Genomic DNA, 18,496 nt, shown 5'->3' with positions numbered 1-18,496 from the left:
CGGTGGCCTCGTCCACCGGCGGGCGGGTCTTCGGCACCGATGGTGTCCGGGGGCTCGCCAACGGGCTGCTCACCGCTGAGCTGGCCCTGGACCTCTCCGTCGCCGCCGCCCACATCCTGGGCGAGGCGGGCGCGTTCGAGGGGCATCGTCCGCGCGCCGTCGTCGGCCGCGACACCCGGCTCTCCGGCGAGTTCCTGGAGGCCGCGGTGTGCGCCGGGCTGGCGTCGGCGGGCGTCGACGTCCTCCGGGTCGGCGTGCTGCCCACGCCCGGCGTCGCCCACCTCACCTCCGGGCTCGACGTCGACCTCGGCGTGGTGATCTCTGCGAGCCACAACGCGATGCCGGACAACGGCATCAAGTTCCTGGCCCGCGGCGGGGTCAAGCTCGCCGACGACGTCGAGGCGACGATCGAGAGCCGGCTCCGCGAGCCCTGGCAGCGGCCGACGGGCGCCGCGATCGGGCGGATCTCGACGTACTACCAGGGGATCCACGAGTACATCGCCCACCTGGTCGGGACCCTGCCCACCGGGCTGGAGGGGCTCAAGGTCGTCGTCGACTGCGCCCACGGCGCCGCGTTCGCCTCCGCCCCCGCCGCGCTCCGGACCGCCGGCGCGGAGGTCGTCGCGATCAACGCCGCGCCGGACGGCCACAACATCAACGACGGCTGCGGCTCCACCCACCTCGAGCCGCTGCAGCGCGCGGTGCTCGAGCACGGCGCCGACGCCGGCTTCGCGCTGGACGGTGACGCCGACCGGTGCCTGGCGGTGGACGCCGACGGCGACGTCGTCGACGGCGACCAGATCCTGTCGATCCTCGCGCTCACGCTCCGTGACCGCGGCCGGCTGGTGCACGACACCGTCGTCGCGACCGTGATGAGCAACCTCGGCTTCCTCCAGGCGATGGAGCGGGCCGGGATCCGGGTCGAGCAGACCAAGGTGGGGGACCGCTACGTCCTCGAGGCGATGAACGCCCACGGCTACACCCTCGGCGGCGAGCAGTCCGGCCACGTGATCCTCAGTGACCACGCCACCACCGGGGACGGCACGCTCACCGCGCTGATGCTGCTGAGCCGGATGGTCGAGACCGGCCAGGGGCTCGGGTCGCTCGCCTCGGTGATGACCCGGCTCCCGCAGGTGCTGGTCAACGTGCCCGACGTCGACAAGGCGCGCACCGACGACGACGCGCTCGCCTCGGCGGTCGCCGCGGAGGAGGCTGCGCTCGCCGGCTCCGGCCGCGTGCTGCTCCGCCCCTCCGGCACCGAGCCGCTGGTGCGCGTGATGGTCGAGGCCGAGAGCCACGACCGGGCCCGTGAGGTCGCCGAGCGGCTCGCGGGCGTGGTCCGCGAGCGGCTCGCGCTCTGAGAGGGTGCGCCCTTGATCGTCGAGGTCGACCCGCACGACGACGCGGCGCTGCGCGCCTGGCACGACGTCTACCTCGCCGCCGAGCGTCACGAGCGCCCGTTCGCGGTCCCGTGGATGTTCGAAGAGGTCCGCGCCCAGGTGCGGGCCCCCGCGGTGGCCGCCGAGCTGGTCAGCCTCGCGCTCCTCGAGGACGGCGTCGTGGTCGCCACCGGCGGGTTGCGGCTGCCGCTGATGGACAACCTCGAGGTCGCCTCGCTGCTGGTGCACAGCCACCCCGAGCACCGGCGCCGCGGCCACGCCACCGCGATGCTCGCGCACCTCGAGCGGCTCGCCGTCGAGCGCGGTCGGCGGGTGCTCACCTCCACCACCGACCACGCCTACGAGCTCGGCCCGACGGGTGCGGGCGACGCGGGTGTGGAGCTCCTGCGCCGGCACGGCTTCGACCACGCGCTCGGCGACGTGCAGCAGACCCTCGACCTCCCCGTGGACCCCGACCGGCTGGAGGCCCTGGGCCCTGTGCGCGCGCCGTACGAGCTCGTGACGACCACGGGCGAGCTCTGGGCCGACGTCCTGCCGTCGTACTGCCGGCTCGCGGGCACCCTCGTCACCGAGGCACCGACGGGCGACCTCGAGCAGGAGGCCGAGCTCTTCGACGAGGAGCGGGTGCGCGTGGAGGAGCAGCAGCTGCGCGAGAGCGGGCGCACGAGGATCCGGACGCTCGCGCTGGACCCCCGCGGCGACGTCGTCGCGTTCAGCGAGCTCGACGTCCCCCGGCACGACCCGGGGCGGGCCTACCAGCAGGGCACCCTCGTAGCCCGGGAGCACCGCGGCCACGGCCTCGGCACCGCGGTCAAGGTCGCCAACCTGCTGCGGCTGCGGGAGCTCGAGCCCGACCTCGAGCGCGTGATCACCTACAACGCCGAGGTCAACGAGCACATGATCCGGGTCAACGCCCTGCTCGGGTTCCGCCCGACCGCTCGGCTGGCGGAGATGCAGAAGCGGCTGGCCTGAGTCCTCCGCCCGACCTGGCTCAGGGCGTGCCGCCGAGCCCGGCATCGCGGGCGCGGGCGACCAGCTCGGCACGACTGCTGCTGCCGGTCTTGGCGAGCAGGTCGCTCACCCGGTTCTGCACGGTCTTGACGGTGAGGAACAGCCGCTCGGCGATCGCCGGGTTCGCCAGGCCACGGGCGACGAGCTCGAGCACCTCCATCTCCCGGGTGCTGAGGGTCGGGAAGGCGGCGCTCGGTCGGCGCTCCGTCGCGGCCTGCAGCACCTTGCCACCGATCGTCCCGTGCAGGACGGTGGCTCCCTCCGCGAGTGCTTCGATGGCGCGCACGATGGCGCCCTGAGCGGCGCCCTTCAGCACGTATCCGCGTGCTCCCGCGCGGAGGGCGCGATGCACCGACTCGTCGTCGTCGTGCATCGTGAGCACGAGCACGGCCACCTGCGGGTGGCGCTGCGCGATCTGGTGGGTGGCGGCGGCGCCGTCGACCCCCGGCATGTCCAGGTCGACGACCACGACGTCGCACGGGATGCGCTCGGTGAGGTCGAGCAGCGCTGCTCCGTCCTCGGCCGCGCCGACGACGTCGAGCCCCGCAGTCGAGGCCAGCAGGACGCGGAGCCCTTCCAGGAACACCGGATGGTCGTCCGCGATGATCACCCGCACCGTCATCCAGCCGCCCCCGTGAGCCGGGCGGTGAGGTGGACGCCGCCGTCCTTCCCCTCCTGGAGAGCCAGCACCCCGCCGAGTGCCGCCACGCGATCGGCCATGGCACGTCGCCCCACACCGGCGGGTCGACCCCGAAGGCCGATGCCGTCGTCGATCACGTCCAGCACCACGTCGGCCCCTTCCACCCGGAGCACGAGGTGACAGCTCCGCGCACGTGCGTGGCGATGGACGTTGCGGACCGCCTCCACTGCCACGCGGTACAACGCGCTCTCGGCCGCCGGATCGAGCGCCGGCAGCTCTGCCGGGACCGAGAGCCGCACCGGGAGCCCACCGGCTGAATACTCCATGACGACCTCTTCGAGAGCGGTGACCAGGTCGGTCTCCGCCAACGCCGACGGGCCCAGCTCCTCGAGGAACCGGCGCACCTCGGTGACCGCGTCCTCGGTGGCCGTACCGATGGTCGCCAGGAGGCGGTCGACGTCGGCGGGGGGTGCACCGGCAGCGACGAGGTTGCGAGCCGCCTCCGCACGCATCGCGATCGCGCCGAGCATGGGTCCGAGGGAGTCGTGGAGGTCGCGCTGCAGCCGGGCACGCTCGTCCTCGCGCACGGCCCGCAGCCGGTCGAGCCGGCGTCGGGTGTCGAGGTCCCACAACCGGTGCCGGGCCACGGCATAGGTGATGCTCACCGGGAGCACGAGCCACGCGAGCCCTTCGAGCACCTCCGCGGCCTCCCAGGCGAGTGCCAGGGGAGCGGTTCCAGCGACGAGCAGCAGGGCGGCGGCGACCGTGGCCAGCTGCTGCCTGGACTCCCGCGCCGCCTTGCGCCACCGCACGATCGGTGCCGCCACCACGGCCAGCGCCAGCGCCGGCTGTGCGGCGAACAGGACAGTGAGTGCCAGCTCGAGCTGGTCGCCCGCGCCGGCAGCGCCTACCGGGTTCTCGAGAGGCTCCAGCTGCTCGGCACCCAGCGCCCCGGGGAGGAGCGCGGTGACCAGGAACGCCGCCGAGCCCCAGGCGATGACGACCCACTGGAGAGGCCGCCACCGCGGGTGGGGGAGCCGCCCGTCGGGGAAGCGCAGGACCAGCAGCATCGCCAGGACCTGCATCGGCAGCCAGGACCAGTTCGTGAGCCAGCCGAGCACGCTCGCCCATTCGTGACCACGGTCGTGTGCGAGCACCGCCAGGGCGAACGTCAGCCGCGCCAAGACCCCCGAGGTCCCGGTCGTCACCAGCAACCAGCCGATCACCGACCTCGCGTCCTGGCGCACCAGAAGTGCTCCGGTGCCGCTGAGCAGCACCATGCCCACGACGAAGGGGGCCGCGGCCGCCGACCCGGCCGGGTCGGCGACGCCGAGGACCGGCAGCCGGACCGCGAGCCAGAAAACCGCCACACCCGCCACCGCGGTCACCACAGCGGCGGTGACCGCGACACCGCGGAGTTCGGCGCCCGTCATGGTCGGCGAGTCTAGGGTCAGCGTCGGGCGCCCGCTGAGAGGCCGATCCACGCGAGGGCGCCCCCCAGAAGAACGTTCGAGACCGGTCCCAGGACGGGGATCGCAACGCCTCCGAGCACGAGCAGGGCAGCCGCGGCTCGCGGGAAGACACGGTGCCGCCAGCCGCTCACCCCCACCATGGCCGCGCCCACCATGGCGACCGCACCGGTTGCGAGCAGGGGGACGAGGAGGATCGCGTCCGGTGTGCCGTCCACCATGGCCGGCTGCTGCGCGGCGAGGTACGGCGTGACGAAGGCCGAGACGAACCGGGCGCAGGCGTCCAAGGCCGCACCCGCTCCCGCGACGACGAGCGCCGTCGTCGACAGCCTGGAACCGGCGTCGTTCAGCGAACGCAGCCTCGGGTAGAGCTGGCTCAAGGCGACCAGGCACAGGGTCCACACGAGGTAGTGCGTGAGGTGGAGGCCGCTTGCGGCCACCTCTGAGTAGTCACGGCTGTCGAGGAAGAGTCGGCTGCCGAGCAGTGCGCCGTTGAGGGCCAGTACCACCCCTGTCGCGGTCAGAGCGTGGGCGACACCGGTCCGGCGTGCGGCGATGGTGGCGGGGTCGGAGATCGAGGAGATGATGGCCATGGAGTCCTCCTGGTCGTTCGGGGATGCCACGACCCTGGCGCTCCCGAGTTCCCGGCCACAGGAGGTCGATCTCCCGGATCTGCTCCTCTGCGCGTCGGCCGCTCGGGGTCAGAGCTTGCGGAGCCGGACCCACCGCACCGAGTGGTCGGAGGCCTTGCGGAGCACGAGGTTGGCGCGGCCCTTGGTGGGCGCGATGTTGTGCTTGAGGTTGGGCCCGTTGATCGTGTCCCACAGCCGGTGCGCCTCGACCACGGCGTCGTCGTGGCTGAGGTCGGCGTAGCGGCTGAAGTACGACGTCGGGTCGCGGAACGCGGTCTCGCGGAGCTTGAGGAACCGCTCGGTGTACCACCGCCGTACGTCGGTCGAGGAGGCGTCGACGTAGACGGAGAAGTCGAAGAAGTCGCTCACCGCCAGCCCGGGACGGCCGTCGACCCCGAGCCGCGCCGGCTGGAGCACGTTGAGCCCCTCGACCACGACGATGTCCGGCTTCCGCACCACGACCGGCTGGTCCGGGACGACGTCGTAGACCAGGTGGGAGTACGTCGGCGCGGCCACCTCGTCCTTGCCTGACTTGATGTCCATCACGAACCGGAGCAGCGCCTTGCGGTCGTAGGACTCCGGGAACCCCTTGCGGTGCAGGATCCCGCGGCGCCGGAGCTCGGCGTTGGGGAGCAGGAACCCGTCGGTGGTCACCAGCGCGACCCGGGGGTGCTCCGGCCAGTGCGCGAGCATCTGCTGGAGCACCCGGGCGGTCGTGGACTTCCCGACCGCCACCGATCCGGCGAGCCCGATCACGAACGGCGTCCGCGGGGGCTGGGCCAGGGTGGAGTCCGGCTGGCCGCCGAGGAACGCCTCCTGCGCCCGGTGGAGGGCGCCGGCGCTCTCGACGTACAGGCTGAGCAGGCGGGAGAGCGGCAGGTAGACCTGCTCGACCTCCTCGAGGTCGAGCTCGTCGCCGAGTCCGCGGACCCGCTCGATCTCCTCCTCGGTGAGCGGCTGCTCGGCAGCCGTCCCGAGGGCCGCCCACGCGCTGCGGTCGAGCTCGACGAAAGGGGTGCGGTCGTCGGCGGCGGACGGCATGGCGACCATTCTCCCCACCGACGTCCCGGCGTCGCGGGCGGGGCTGCGGGGAGCCGCGCCCGTAGACTCGCGCCCATGTGCGGGATCGTCGGTTATGTCGGTGAGCAGTCCGCGGAGTCCGTGGTGGTGGAAGGGCTCCGCCGGCTGGAGTACCGCGGCTACGACTCCGCCGGAGTGGTGCTGGTCGACGACGGCCGGCTCGTCGGCGACAAGCGCGCCGGGAAGCTCGCGAACCTCGACAAGGCGCTCGCCGAGGCCCCCCTGCCGCGCAGCACCATCGGCATCGGCCACACCCGCTGGGCCACCCACGGCCCGCCGACCGACCACAACGCCCACCCCCACAGGGGGCAGCAGGGGCGCGTCGCGGTGGTGCACAACGGGATCATCGAGAACTTCGCGGTGCTGCGGGCCGAGCTCGAGGGCTCCGGCGCCGAGCTGCTCTCCGACACCGACACCGAGGTCGCTGCGCACCTGCTCGAGCGCGAGGTGCTCGCCGGGTGCACGCTGACCGAGGCGATGCAGGCGGTCGCCCGCCGGCTCGAAGGCGCCTTCACCCTCGTCGCCGTGGACGCCGAGGACGACACCCGCGTGGTCGCGGCCCGCCGCAACTCGCCGCTGGTCGTCGGGCTCGGCGAGGGCGAGAACTTCCTCGCCTCCGACGTCGCGGCGTTCATCGGCCACACCCGGCAGGCGCTGGAGCTCGGGCAGGACCAGGTCGTGACGATCACCCGCGACGCGGTCGAGGTCAGCGACTTCTCCGGTGCACCCGCGGAGGGCAAGGAGTACCACGTCGACTGGGACCTGACCGCGGCCGAGAAGGGCGGCTTCGACTGGTTCATGCGCAAGGAGATCTTCGAGCAGCCGCGAGCGGTGGCCGACTCGCTCCTCGGGCGCCACGACGACACCGGCCGGCTCCAGCTCGACGAGATCCGGATGTCGGAGGACGAGCTCCGCGACGTCGACAAGATCATCATCACCGCGTGCGGCACCGCGTTCTACGCCGGGCTCGTCGCGAAGTACGCCATCGAGCACTGGACCCGGATCCCCTGCGAGGTCGAGCTCGCGCACGAGTTCCGCTACCGCGACCCGATCCTGACCCGCGACACCCTCGTCGTCGCGATCAGCCAGTCCGGGGAGACCGCGGACACCCTGATGGCGATCCGCCACGCCAAGGAGCAGCGCGCCAAGGTCCTGGCGATCTGCAACACCAACGGCTCCACGATCCCGCGCGAGTCCGACGCGGTGATCTACACCCACGCCGGCCCCGAGATCGGCGTCGCCTCGACGAAGGGGTTCACCACCCAGCTCGTCGCCTGCTACCTGCTCGGGCTCTTCCTCGCCCAGGTCCGGGGCACCCGGTTCGGCGACGAGATCGCCGCGGTGGTCGACGAGCTCGCGGCGATGCCCGACCGGCTGCAGCAGGTGCTCGACGACGCGGAGTCGGTCTACGGGCTCGCCCGCGAACTCGAGGGCGCCCGTTCGGTGCTCTTCCTCGGCCGGCACGCCGGCTACCCGGTGGCGCTCGAGGGGGCGCTGAAGCTCAAGGAGCTCGCCTACATCCACGCCGAGGGGTTCGCCGCCGGCGAGCTCAAGCACGGCCCGATCGCGCTGATCGAGCCGGGCATGCCGGTGTTCTGCATCGTCCCGCCCAGGGGCCGCGACTTCCTCCACGACAAGATGGTCAGCGGCATCCAGGAGGTCCGGGCGCGCGGCGCCAGGACGATCGTGGTGGCCGACGAGGGCGACACCTCCGTCGAGCCGTACGCCGACGTGCTGCTCCGGGTCCCGCGCTCCTCGACGCTGCTCCAGCCGCTGGCAGCGGTCCTCCCGCTCCAGCTCTTCGCATGCGAGCTGGCCACGGTCAAGGGCCACGATGTCGACCAGCCGCGCAACCTCGCCAAGTCGGTCACGGTCGAGTAGTGATCGTCGGGGTGGGCGTCGACGTCTGCGCCATCGGCAGGTTCGAGGAGTCGCTGCGGCGTACCCCCGGGCTCGCGGAGCGGCTCTTCACCCCCGGCGAGCGGTCGCTCCCGGTCGCCTCGCTGGCCGCCCGCTTCGCGGCCAAGGAGGCGCTCGCCAAGGCGCTCGGCGCGCCCGCGGGGCTGGAGTGGCAGGACGCGGAGGTGGTCCGCGAGAGCTCCGGCCGCCCGGTCCTCGTGCTCAGCGGCACCGTCGACGAGGCTGCCCGGCGGCTCGGTGCGGCCACCGCCCACCTCTCCCTCTCCCACGACGCGGGCGTGGCCACCGCCTTCGTGGTCCTCGAGTCATGACCACCCCACGACGCTGCTCGCTGCGCTCCCACCGCCGCGGGGACCCCGGATGAGGAGCGCGCACACCGTCGCGCAGGTGCGGGCCGCGGAGGCGCCGGTGCTCGCCGCCACCCCCGAGGGGGCGCTGATGAAGCGCGCCGCGACCGGGCTGGCGACCGCGCTCGCCGAGTTCCTCGGCCGCGTGTACGGCGCCCGCGTGCTGCTCCTGGTCGGCGCGGGCAACAACGGCGGAGATGCGCTGCACGCAGGGGCGACGCTGGCTCGTCGTGGGGCGTCGGTGGACGCGGTGCTCCTCGCCCCCGACCGGGCCCACCCCGGCGGGCTCACGGCGTTCCGCCACGCGGGCGGACGGGTGGTCGACGCCCCGCGCGGGCCCTACGACGTCGCGGTCGACGGGATCGTCGGGATCGGCGCCGCCGGCGGGCTCCGCCCCGAGGCCGCGTCGCTGGTGGCGTCGCTGGAGGGCACGCCGTTCGTCGCGGTGGACGTCCCCTCGGGCATCGACGTCGACACCGGCCGGGTCGAGGGGCCTCACGTGCGCGCCGACCTCACCGTCACCTTCGGCACCCACAAGGTCGGCCTGCTCGTCGACCCGGCGGCCCGCGCCTGCGGCGTGGTGCACCTCGTGGAGCTTGGGCTCGACCTCCCCGCCCCGGTGGTCGAGGCGTTGCAGGAGGACGACGTCCGAGGGCTGCTCCCGGTGCCCGCCCCGGACGCCCACAAGTACACCCGCGGCGTCGTCGGGGTCCGCGCCGGCTCGGACCGCTACCGCGGCGCGGGGGCCCTCTGCGTGTCCGGCGCGAGCACCGGGCTGGTCGGGATGGTGCGCTACGTGCCGGCCGACGCCGGGTCCGCGGTGGCGTCGCTGGTACAGGCCGACCACCCGGAGGTGGTCGTCGGCGAGGGGCGGGTGCAGGCGTGGGTGGTCGGGTCGGGCGCCGACGACGCCGCGGCCGAGCAGCTCCGCGCGGCGCTCGCCGACGGCGTGCCGGTCGTCCTCGATGCCGACGCGCTCGGGGTGGTCGACCGGCCGCTCGGGGTGCCGGCGGTGCTGACGCCGCACGCCGGGGAGCTCGCCCGGATGCTCGGCGTCGAGCGCGCCGAGGTCGAGGCCGACCAGCTCCGCTGCGCCCGCGAGGCCGCGCGCCGCTTCGACGCGGTGGTGCTGCTGAAGAACCGGCACACGCTCGCCGTCGACCCCGACGGTCGGGTCCGGGTCACGACGGTCGGGCCGCCCTGGCTGGCCACGGCCGGAGCCGGCGACGTGCTCGCCGGGCTGGTCGGGGCGCTGCTGGCCGCCGGGCTGGCGCCGTTCGACGCCGCGAGCGTGGGCTCCTGGCTGCACGGTGCGGCGGCGGCGCTCGCCTCGGGCGGCGGACCGCTCACCGCCCCTGACGTGGCGCGTGCGGTGCCGCGGACCTGCGCGAGGCTGCTCGGGGAGCCGTGACCCTCTCTGGGACGATGGCGGGCGTGACCACCGGGAGCTCGACCCTGCCCCGCGCGCGGCTCGTCGTGGACCTCGCGGCCGTGCGCCACAACGTCGCCACGCTGCGCGCGGCCGCCGCGCCCGCCGAGCTGATGGTGGTCGTGAAGGCCGACGGCTACGGCCACGGGATGGTCGAGGTGGCCCGTGCCGCCCGCGAGGCCGGTGCCCACTGGCTCGGTGTGGCGGTGCTCGAGGAGGCGCTCGCCCTGCGCGCCGCCGGCGACGAGGGGCCGCTGCTGTGCTGGCTCGGGACGCCGGGGGAGGAGCTCGCCCCCGCGGTCGCCGCCGACGTGGAGCTCACTGCCTACACCCCCGACGACGTCGCCGCCGTTGTCGCCGCCGCCCAGGAGGTCGGACGCACCGCCCGGCTCCAGCTCAAGATCGACACCGGCCTCGGCCGGGGCGGCGCCACCGAGGCCGACTGGCCGGCCCTGGTCGCCGCCGCGCTGCAGGCCCGCCAGGACGGGCACGTGGAGGTCACCGGGATCTGGTCGCACCTCGCCTGCTCCGACGAGCCGGAGCACCCGGCCAACGACGCCCAGGAGGCGGCCTTCCGGCGCGCCCTCGCGGTGGCCGAGGAGGCCGGGCTCCGTCCCCGGTGGCGCCACCTGGCGAACTCCGCCGCGGCGCTCACCCGGCCGACCAGCCGCTTCGACCTGGTCCGGTGCGGCCTCGCGGCGTACGGGCTCTCGCCGGTGCCGCAGCTGCAGAGCTCCGCGGAGCTGGGGCTCGTCCCCGCGATGACCGCCACCGCCCGGCTCGCGCTCGTGAAGCGGGTGCCGCCGGGGTCGGGGGTCAGCTACGGCCACACCTACGTCACCGACCGGGAGACGACGCTCGGCGTGGTGCCCGTGGGGTACGCCGAGGGGGTGCTCCGCAGCGCGTCCGGCGTGGCCCCGCTGCTCGCCGCCGGCCGGCGGACCACCGTGGCCGGCCGGGTCTGCATGGACCAGCTCGTCGTCGACCTCGGTGACGCCCCGGCCGCCGCGGGTGACGAGGTGGTGCTCTTCGGCCCCGGTCTCACCGGGGAGCCCACCGCGGAGGAGTGGGCCCGGGCGTGCGGGACGATCTCCTACGAGATCGTCACCCGGCTCGGAGGACGGTTCACCCGCGAGCACGTCGACAGCACCCAGGAGGACCCCGCACGATGAGCCGCAGACGCACCGCAGGGCTGCTGGCGGGCTCCGGGCTCGCCGTCGCCACGGGCGGCTACCTGGTCGACCGGTGGCTGGGTCAGCGGCGCCTGGCCCAGGCGCTCGCGGGGGAGCCCGAGCTCGGCTCCCTGCGCGGCACCGTGCACGAGGTGAAGGCCGACGACGAGGTGCTCCTGCACGCCGAGGTCGACGAGCGCGCGCCGTACGGCTCGGCGGGCGACGCCGGCCGCGAGCGCGTCACGGTCGTGCTCGTCCACGGCTTCTCGCTCAACCTCGACTGCTGGCACTTCCAGCGCCAGGCGCTGCGGGGCCGGCGCCGGATCGTCCTCTACGACCAGCGGTCCCACGGCCGCAGCGAGCGCTCGTCGACCGAGAACGCCACCATCGACCAGCTCGGCCACGACCTCGAGCAGGTGCTCGCCACCCTCACCGAGCCGGACGAGAAGGTCGTCCTCGTCGGCCACTCGATGGGCGGCATGACCATCGTCGCCCTCGCCGAGCAGCACCCCGAGCTCTTCGGCGACAAGGTCGTCGGGGTGGGGCTGGTCTCCACCACCGCCGGCGGCCAGCGCACCCACAAGATCGTGGCCAAGCACGTGCCCGACGCGCTCGGGAAGCGGGCGCTCGAGCGGGGGCTGCTGGTCGCCAACGAACGCGCGCGGCTCCTCGAGCTGGTGCGGGAGAACCGGTCGGCGCTGGGGCTCTGGCTCGTGCGGCAGTTCGCGTTCGGCTCGGGTCGGGTGCCCGCGGCGCACGTGGCCTTCGTCGACGAGATGATCCACCGGACGCCGCTCGAGGTGCTGGTCGAGTTCATCCCGCAGTTCGACGCCCTCGACAAGTTCCACGTCGTCGAGGCGTTCACCCGGGTGCCGACCCTGATCGTGTGCGGCACCGAGGACAAGCTCACCTCGATCGGCCACTCCCGCAAGCTGCACTCGCGGATCCCCGGCTCCGAGCTCCTCGAGCTCCCCGGAGTGGGCCACATGTCGATCATGGAGGCGGCCGACGAGGTCCAGGAGCGGCTCGACGCGCTGCTCGACGAGGCCGACCTGCGGGCCGTCGAGGCGGAGGGGCGCCCGTGACCCTCGAGGGGCTCACCGTCGTCGAGGTGGGGCCGGAGGCGGCCGAGACGGTCGTCGCGATCGTGCACGCCGCGTTCGGCGCCCGGCCGGCCCTCGACCCGCCCGCGACCGCGCTCGACGAGACCGCCGACACCGTGCGCGCCGCGCTCGCGGAGGGCGGCGGACTGTTGGCCACCCTGGACGGCCGACCGGTGGGGTCGGTGCTGCTGGTGCCGGAGCCGGAGTCGCTGCTGCTCCGCCGGGTCGCGGTGCTCCCCGACGCCCAGCACCACGGCGTCGCGCACGCGATGGCGGCGAAGGCGGAGCTGGTCGCCCGCGACCTCGGCATGGAGCGGACGCGCTGCCTGGCGCGTGCCGAGCTGCCCGGCACGGTGCGGTTCTGGCTCGGCCAGGGGTACGTCGAGGTGGCCCACGACGGCACCAGCCTCACGATGGTCAAGGAGCTCCCCGTCGTGGTCCCCGTCCCCACCGCCGAGGAGATGCACGAGCTCGGCCGCCGGGTCGCCGGGCTGCTGCACGCCGGCGACGTCGTGGTGCTCACCGGCGAGCTCGGAGCCGGGAAGACCACGCTCACCCAGGGGCTCGGGGAGGGGCTCGGCGTCCGCGGCGGGATCACCTCGCCGACGTTCGTGATCTCACGCGTCCACCCGCCGCTCGGCGACGGGCCGGCGCTGGTCCACGTCGACGCCTACCGGCTCTCCGGGGCCGTCGAGCTCGACGACCTCGACCTCGACGTCACCGTCGAGGACTCCGTCACCGTCGTCGAGTGGGGGGAGGGGCTGGCCGAGCTCCTCGCCGAGGACCGTCTGGAGATCACGCTCACCCGCAGCGTCGGGGGTCCGGAGGGTCCGGCCGACCCGGCTCCGGAGGCCCGCTCGGCTCGCGTCGTGCCGGTCGGAGCCCGCTGGGTTGGCGCGGGGCTCTCACGGCTGGTCGCCTAACCTCGGGGGCGTGCTCCTCGCCCTCGACACCTCCACGCCGCTGGTCTCCGTGGCGCTCTACGACGACGGGATCGTCGACACCGCGACCAGCGAGCGCCCGATGCAGCACGGCGAGCAGCTCGCACCGATGATCACCGCCGCCCTCGAGCGCGTGGGCGCGATCCGCCAGGACGTCACCGCGGTCGCCGCGGGCGTCGGCCCGGGTCCCTACACGGGGCTGCGGGTCGGGCTGGTCACCGCCCGCACCCTCGGGCTGGCCCTCGGCATCCCGGTCTACGGCGTCTGCAGCCTCGACGTCCTCGGGGTCGAGGCGGCCGACACCGCCGGTGAGCCGGTGGTCGCCACCATCGACGCCCGCCGCAAGGAGCTCTTCTGGGCGGAGTACGACGAGCAGGGCCAGCGCCTCGGCGAGCTGCACGTCGAGCGCCCCGCCGCGATCGCCGAACGGCTCGACCCCGGTCGCCTCGTGGTCGGCGCGGGGCCGCAGCTCTACCCGGAGGCGTTCGCGCGCACCGGCGCCCCCGAGCGGCCGTCGGCGGCGACCCTCGCGCTCGTCGTCGCCGAGGAGCGCGCCGAGCTCGTCGACCCCGAGCCGGTCTACCTCCGCCGCCCCGACGCGGTCGCCCCCGGCCCGCCGAAGAAGGTGTCGTGAGGCTCCGCCCGGCCACCGCCTCCGACGTGCCCGCCGTGACCGCCCTCGAGCAGGAGCTGTTCGGCGTCGACGCGTGGACGTGGAGCTCGGTGGCCGAGGAGCTGACCGGTCCACGGCGGACGGCGCTGGTCGCGGCGCAGGGCGACGACGTGCTCGGCTACGCGGTGACGCTGCTCGCCGGCGACGTGGTCGACCTCCAGCGGATCGGGGTCGTGCCGGCGGTCCGGCGTACCGGGGTGGCCAGCCGGCTGCTCACCGAGCTGATGGAGCACGGGCGCCGGGACGGCGCCGACCGCATGCTGCTCGAGGTCAGCGCGGGGAACGCGGGCGCGCTGGCGTTCTACGTCGCGGCCGGGTTCGTCGAGATCGACCGGCGGCCGCGGTACTACCGCGACGGCACCGACGCCGTCGTGCTGCGCGCGTCGCTGGGGACCGCGTCGTGCGGGAGGAGGACAGGGTGAGCGACGAGCCGCTGGTGCTGGGGATCGAGACGTCCTGCGACGAGACCGGCGTCGGCCTGGTGCGGGGCCATACCCTGCTCGCCGACGCCGTCGCGTCGTCGGTCGACGAGCACGCGCGCTTCGGGGGCGTGGTGCCGGAGGTCGCGTCCCGCGCGCACCTCGAGGCGATGGTGCCGACGATCGAGCGGGCCTGCGAGACCGCCGGCGTCTCCCTCGGCGACGTCGACGCGATCGCCGTGACGAGCGGCCCCGGGCTGGTAGGTGCGCTGCTGGTCGGCGTGGCCGCCGCGAAGGCGTTGTCGGTGGGGCTCGACAAGCCGTTGTACGGCGTCAACCACCTGGCCTCCCACGTCGCGGTCGACCAGCTCGAGCACGGGCCGCTCCCCGAGCCCTGCCTCGCGATGCTGGTGAGCGGAGGCCACTCGTCGCTGCTGCTGGTGGAAGACGTGACGACCGGCGTCGAGCCGCTGGGCTCGACGATCGACGACGCAGCGGGGGAGGCCTTCGACAAGGTCGCCCGGCTGCTGGGGCTGCCGTTCCCCGGCGGCCCGCACATCGACCGGGCGGCGCGCTCGGGCTCCTCGGTGGCGATCGACTTCCCGCGCGGGCTCACCTCCCGGCGCGACCTGGAGCGGCACCGGTTCGACTTCTCGTTCTCCGGGCTGAAGACGGCGGTCGCGCGGTGGGTCGAGGCCCGCGAGTCGTCCGGCGAGCCGGTGCCGGTGGGTGATGTCGCCGCGTCGTTCCAGGAGGCGGTCTGCGACGTGCTGGTGCGCAAGGCCCTCGACGCCTGCGTCGACCGCGGCGTCGAGGACCTGCTGATCGGGGGCGGGGTCGCGGCGAACTCGCGGCTCCGGTCGCTCGCCGAGGAGCGCGCCGCGAAGCACGGGATCCGGGTGCGGGTCCCACGCCCCGGGCTCTGCACCGACAACGGGGCGATGGTGGCGGCCCTCGGCGCCGAGATGGTGGTGCGGGGTCGCGAGCCCTCGACGCTCGACATCCCCGCCGACTCGAGCCTGCCGGTCACCGAGGTGCTGCTCTGAGGCTGGACACACGCGCGTGCCGGCCGGAGCTGGCTGCTCCGGCCGGCACGTGGTGCGAGGTGCTCCTGCTGGGAGTCAGGAGCTCCGGGGGAGGAGGATCGGGCTGGACTCGGAGTACTCGCCCTCCACGTCCATCACCTTGGCCAGCCCGCCGTCGGGGCTGAACCGCATCAGCGCCCAGCTCTCGCCCTCGTTGACGACGCCCAGCAGCGTGCCGTCGTCGTCCCACCCGAGGTTGGTGGCCGCCGCGGGGTGCTCCTCGGAGTTGACCCACTCGGCGAGGACGGTGCCGTCGGCCGCGTCGAGGATCGCGAGCGACCCGTCTCCGAACCCGTCGGCGTAGGAGTACCCCGCCGAGACCCGGGTGCCGTCCGGACTGAAGGCGATGACGCGGTGGTCGCAGCTGTGCCACTCGGGGCCGTCGGCGAACGCGTCGGCCCACACCTGGTGGCAGGCGCTCGGCTCGAGCTCGTCGATGCTCGTCATCCCGGCGACCTGCTTGTCGTCCGCGACGTCGCTGAGCGCCAGGAACTCGCTGAGCGGGTTGATCATCCCCTTCGACGTCAACGACCAGGCGCCGGGCGTCGGACCGCCGTCGTTGAGGAAGAACACGCAACCGCCCTCCTCGTGCTCCGGGTCGCAGCTCTCCGTGCCCTGGACGGCGACGAGCTGCGGGGACTCGATGTCGGCGGGGACCGGCACGGTGAACTCGTCGCCGGTGACACCGATGGTCTGCACACCACGCTCGGTCAGGTGCGCGACCACCGTGTGGTCCGCCGAAACGGCGAAGGTGCTCCCCGAGGTCGGCACCTCGTGGACGATCTGGCCCTCGACGTCGAGCAGCGCGAGATCGGAGCCGTCCGAGACCACGAACCCCTCACCGAGCGTGTCGAAGCTCGTCCACTCGCCGGCCACCTGGACGGTGCCGCCGTCCGGGAGGTGGATCTCCCCGTCGTACAGGTAGGGGACGCCGGGCTTCCCGCCGTCGGCGTCGACCTCGGTGGTGAGCACGCCGTCCTTGACGCCGCTGGACGCCACGGGCGTCGAGCGGTCGGGGGTCGCGTCGTCGCCGATCGTCAGCCCGATCGGGGCGGCCACGGCCAGGACGGCCGCGGCAGCCAGCCCCGACAGGGCGGTGCGCCGGCGGCGGATGCCGCGGGCCCGGCCCTGGACGTCCTCGAGGCTGAGGGGGTGGGTGGTGCCGAGCTCGTCGGCCCGGCGCTGCAGAGCCTCGGTGAGCCCTCGGTCCTCGGTCATCGCTCCTCCTGGGGCGAGAGGTGGGCGATCTCGCCCACGCGGGCGCGCATCGCTGAGAGTGCGCGGCTGGTCTGTGACTTGACGGTGCCGACGGAGACGCCCAGGATCTCGGCGGTCTCGGCCTCGCTGAGCTCCTCGTAGTAGCGCAGCACGATGGCGGCCCGCTGCTTCCTCGGGAGCGTCTGCACGAAGGCCCAGAGCTCGGCGTCGTGGGTCGCGCTCGGCGCGTCGGGGTCGGCCGGTCGGTCCGGCAGCTCGGAGGCGGTGGTCTCGCGCTTCTTCCAGGCGCGGCGCCACAGGGAGTTGTGCTCGTTGACGAGGATCCGCCGCACGTAGCCGTCCACGGCCTCGTGGCGCTGCACCTTGTCCCAGCTCAGGTAGAGCTTGGCGAGCGCGGTCTGCACGAGGTCCTCGGCGGTGTGCTGGTCGCCGGTGAGGAGGTACGCCGTGCGGAGCAGCGACGGCTGCCGGGCCTGCATGTACTCGGAGAACTCCCGGTCCCGCGCGTCCTTGTCCCGTGCGCCCACGGCGGCTCCCGTCTGCTCGTCAGCCTCGAGGACTGCAGCTCCCACGACCGTCACCATCCTTCCGCCGCTCGGGGTCCGGAGCCCCGGACCGACACCCTGTTCACGCCCAAGACGCGACCGGGGTGCGGAAGGTTGCATCAGGGTTGCCTCACGTGAGGGGACGGACCAGCAGCGCGGTGCCCTTCCCGGCCGCGCGGGTGAGGACGAGGGTCGCCTCCGCGTCGCCGCGCAGCGCGAGCCGCTTGCGCAGCTGCTCGGGGACGACCGCGACGCCGCGCTTCTTGATCGTCAGCCGGCCGATGCCGCGGTCGCGGAGGGCCGCCTTCAGCTGCTTCTCCTGGTAGGGGAGCTGCTCGACCACCTCATAGGCCCGCGCGTACGGCGTCGTGGTGGCACGGTCGGAGGCGACGTACGCGATGTGCTCGTCGAGCAGCCAGCCACCGACCTGCGCCGCGACCGCGGTGACCAGCCCGGCGCGGACCACCGCGCCGTCGGGCTCGTAGAGATACCTCCCCGCCGGCCGCACCGCACCGGGCCCGGGGTCGTCGGCCTCGGTGAGCGTCGCCAGGCCTCGTGGCGAGACCACCGTCGCGCGGTGTCGGGCGACGGCGAGCGGCGCAGCCCAGAGCACCGCCTCCTTCACGTCGCCGGCGAAGCTGACCCACTCCGCCTCGACCCCCTCGGGGACCAGGTCGTGCGGGATGCCGGGCGCCACCTTGACCACCGAGGGGCGGCGGAGCAGCTGCTCGACGAAGCTCCAGGGCGGTGTCCAGGCGGTGACGTCGAACGTCCGCCCCTTCGCCGAGCGGCGAGCCGGGTCGGCGAAGACGGCGCCGAACGGGGTCAGGTCGAGCGCGGTGCCGTCCGCCTCCTGCACGGCGCCGGGCAGCCCGAGCGCGTCGAGGTTCGCGGCGGCCACCGCCACCCGCAGCGGGTCGCGGTCGACGCCCGCCACCGTGGTGCCCGCCCGGGCCAGCGCGACCAGGTCCCCGCCGATCCCGCACCCGAGGTCGAGCACCGAGCCGGGCCTGGCCAGGGCGACCCGCGCCGCCCGGTGGGCCGCCACCTCGCGACGTGTGGACTGCTCCAGCCCGTCGGCGGTGAAGTACATCCGCGCCGCGTCCTCGCCGAACTTCTCGCGGGCCGCCGCGCGCAGCGTGGCCTGGGCCATCGCGGCGGCTGCCTGGTCCGGGTCGAGGGCCCGCCGGAGCCGCTCGCCGGCGCGGATCGGGTCGACCCCCTCGGCGTACAGCTGCGTGGCCGTGCCCAGCGCGACCTGACCGGGGTCGGTCAGCAGCCACCGGAAGGTCTCGACGTCCACCGCCGCATCCTCCCAGCCGGCCGAGCCGTCGCATCTTCCCGGGTGAGAGGTGCCGAGCCGTCGCATCTTCACGGGGGGCGCCGTGAATATGCGACGGCTCGGCGGGGGA

18 protein-coding genes are annotated in these 18,496 nt (G+C 74.2%); 11 read left to right on the top strand and 7 right to left on the bottom strand.

Translation table 11 applies throughout. From position 1 onward, the window contains the following. Nucleotides 1–2 precede the first annotated feature (2 nt). Nucleotides 3–1,361: a phosphoglucosamine mutase gene (gene glmM, locus FIP57_RS02090; protein ID WP_148571446.1), complete on the top strand. Its 1,359-nt coding sequence runs from the start codon at nucleotides 3–5 to the stop codon at nucleotides 1,359–1,361. A gap of 12 nt (nucleotides 1,362–1,373) precedes the next feature. Continuing rightward, on the top strand, nucleotides 1,374–2,372 hold the full coding sequence (locus FIP57_RS02085; RefSeq protein ID WP_148571444.1) for a GNAT family N-acetyltransferase: 999 nt from the start codon (nucleotides 1,374–1,376) through the stop codon (nucleotides 2,370–2,372). A 19-nt stretch (nucleotides 2,373–2,391) separates the two neighbouring features. On the opposite strand, the gene FIP57_RS02080 is transcribed toward FIP57_RS02085, so the two are convergent. From FIP57_RS02080 to coaA, 4 genes are all read right to left on the bottom strand, one after another. Continuing rightward, nucleotides 2,392–3,033, bottom strand: a complete 642-nt coding sequence (locus FIP57_RS02080; RefSeq protein WP_148571442.1) for a response regulator transcription factor — start codon at nucleotides 3,031–3,033, stop codon at nucleotides 2,392–2,394. After that, nucleotides 3,030–4,484, bottom strand: coding sequence for a sensor histidine kinase (locus FIP57_RS02075; protein WP_148571440.1), 1,455 nt, complete (start codon nucleotides 4,482–4,484; stop codon nucleotides 3,030–3,032). Before FIP57_RS02075 ends, FIP57_RS02080 begins: the two co-directional genes overlap by 4 nt. A gap of 17 nt (nucleotides 4,485–4,501) precedes the next feature. Beyond that, nucleotides 4,502–5,113 (bottom strand): hypothetical protein, encoded by a 612-nt coding sequence (locus FIP57_RS02070; RefSeq protein WP_148571438.1) that lies wholly within the window; start codon nucleotides 5,111–5,113, stop codon nucleotides 4,502–4,504. A gap of 108 nt (nucleotides 5,114–5,221) precedes the next feature. Further along, entirely contained in the window at nucleotides 5,222–6,193 is a 972-nt protein-coding gene (gene coaA / locus FIP57_RS02065; protein WP_148571436.1) for a type I pantothenate kinase, read from the bottom strand. A 75-nt stretch (nucleotides 6,194–6,268) separates the two neighbouring features. Between coaA and glmS the strand changes: the two genes are divergently transcribed. From glmS to tsaD, 9 genes are read left to right on the top strand one after another with little or no spacing between them, the layout of a single operon-like run. Further along, nucleotides 6,269–8,113: a glutamine--fructose-6-phosphate transaminase (isomerizing) gene (gene glmS / locus FIP57_RS02060; RefSeq protein WP_148571433.1), complete on the top strand. Its 1,845-nt coding sequence runs from the start codon at nucleotides 6,269–6,271 to the stop codon at nucleotides 8,111–8,113. After that, entirely contained in the window at nucleotides 8,113–8,463 is a 351-nt protein-coding gene (locus FIP57_RS02055) for a holo-ACP synthase (RefSeq protein WP_148571430.1), read from the top strand. The genes glmS and FIP57_RS02055 overlap by 1 nt, the downstream gene beginning before the upstream one ends. Before the next feature lie 49 nt (nucleotides 8,464–8,512). Beyond that, on the top strand, nucleotides 8,513–9,910 hold the full coding sequence (locus tag FIP57_RS02050) for an NAD(P)H-hydrate dehydratase (protein ID WP_148571427.1): 1,398 nt from the start codon (nucleotides 8,513–8,515) through the stop codon (nucleotides 9,908–9,910). 23 nt (nucleotides 9,911–9,933) lie between these two features. Further along, nucleotides 9,934–11,100 carry an alanine racemase gene (gene alr, locus FIP57_RS02045; RefSeq protein WP_238993213.1) on the top strand — a complete coding sequence of 389 codons (1,167 nt, stop codon included), beginning with the start codon at nucleotides 9,934–9,936 and terminating at the stop codon, nucleotides 11,098–11,100. After that, complete coding sequence (locus FIP57_RS02040) at nucleotides 11,097–12,185, top strand: alpha/beta fold hydrolase (RefSeq protein ID WP_148571425.1); 1,089 nt, start codon at nucleotides 11,097–11,099, stop codon at nucleotides 12,183–12,185. The genes alr and FIP57_RS02040 overlap by 4 nt, the downstream gene beginning before the upstream one ends. Beyond that, nucleotides 12,182–13,126: a tRNA (adenosine(37)-N6)-threonylcarbamoyltransferase complex ATPase subunit type 1 TsaE gene (gene tsaE / locus FIP57_RS02035; RefSeq protein WP_148571423.1), complete on the top strand. Its 945-nt coding sequence runs from the start codon at nucleotides 12,182–12,184 to the stop codon at nucleotides 13,124–13,126. The genes FIP57_RS02040 and tsaE overlap by 4 nt, the downstream gene beginning before the upstream one ends. Nucleotides 13,127–13,136: 10 nt before the next feature. Further along, a complete protein-coding gene (gene tsaB, locus FIP57_RS02030) occupies nucleotides 13,137–13,778 on the top strand; it encodes a tRNA (adenosine(37)-N6)-threonylcarbamoyltransferase complex dimerization subunit type 1 TsaB (protein ID WP_148571420.1) in 642 nt (213 codons plus the stop codon). Then, on the top strand, nucleotides 13,775–14,239 hold the full coding sequence (gene rimI / locus FIP57_RS02025; RefSeq protein ID WP_148571418.1) for a ribosomal protein S18-alanine N-acetyltransferase: 465 nt from the start codon (nucleotides 13,775–13,777) through the stop codon (nucleotides 14,237–14,239). The genes tsaB and rimI overlap by 4 nt, the downstream gene beginning before the upstream one ends. Continuing rightward, nucleotides 14,236–15,282, top strand: coding sequence for a tRNA (adenosine(37)-N6)-threonylcarbamoyltransferase complex transferase subunit TsaD (gene tsaD / locus FIP57_RS02020; protein ID WP_148571416.1), 1,047 nt, complete (start codon nucleotides 14,236–14,238; stop codon nucleotides 15,280–15,282). Before rimI ends, tsaD begins: the two co-directional genes overlap by 4 nt. Nucleotides 15,283–15,357: 75 nt before the next feature. On the opposite strand, the gene FIP57_RS02015 is transcribed toward tsaD, so the two are convergent. The 3 genes from FIP57_RS02015 to FIP57_RS02005 form a co-directional block, all read right to left on the bottom strand. After that, nucleotides 15,358–16,539: a hypothetical protein gene (locus FIP57_RS02015; protein ID WP_148571414.1), complete on the bottom strand. Its 1,182-nt coding sequence runs from the start codon at nucleotides 16,537–16,539 to the stop codon at nucleotides 15,358–15,360. Further along, on the bottom strand, nucleotides 16,536–17,111 hold the full coding sequence (locus FIP57_RS02010; protein WP_238993212.1) for a SigE family RNA polymerase sigma factor: 576 nt from the start codon (nucleotides 17,109–17,111) through the stop codon (nucleotides 16,536–16,538). The genes FIP57_RS02015 and FIP57_RS02010 overlap by 4 nt, the downstream gene beginning before the upstream one ends. 103 nt (nucleotides 17,112–17,214) lie before the next feature. Next, nucleotides 17,215–18,387, bottom strand: coding sequence for a class I SAM-dependent methyltransferase (locus FIP57_RS02005; protein WP_238993211.1), 1,173 nt, complete (start codon nucleotides 18,385–18,387; stop codon nucleotides 17,215–17,217). Between the last annotated feature and the right edge of the window lie 109 nt (nucleotides 18,388–18,496).

This window comes from Nocardioides caldifontis, from assembly GCF_008087345.1.
GTDB classification, from domain to species: Bacteria; Actinomycetota; Actinomycetes; order Propionibacteriales; family Nocardioidaceae; genus Marmoricola_A; species Marmoricola_A caldifontis.
The sequence above is the reverse complement of the archived record's forward strand: the minus strand, read 5'-3'. Positions and strand labels throughout refer to the sequence as shown.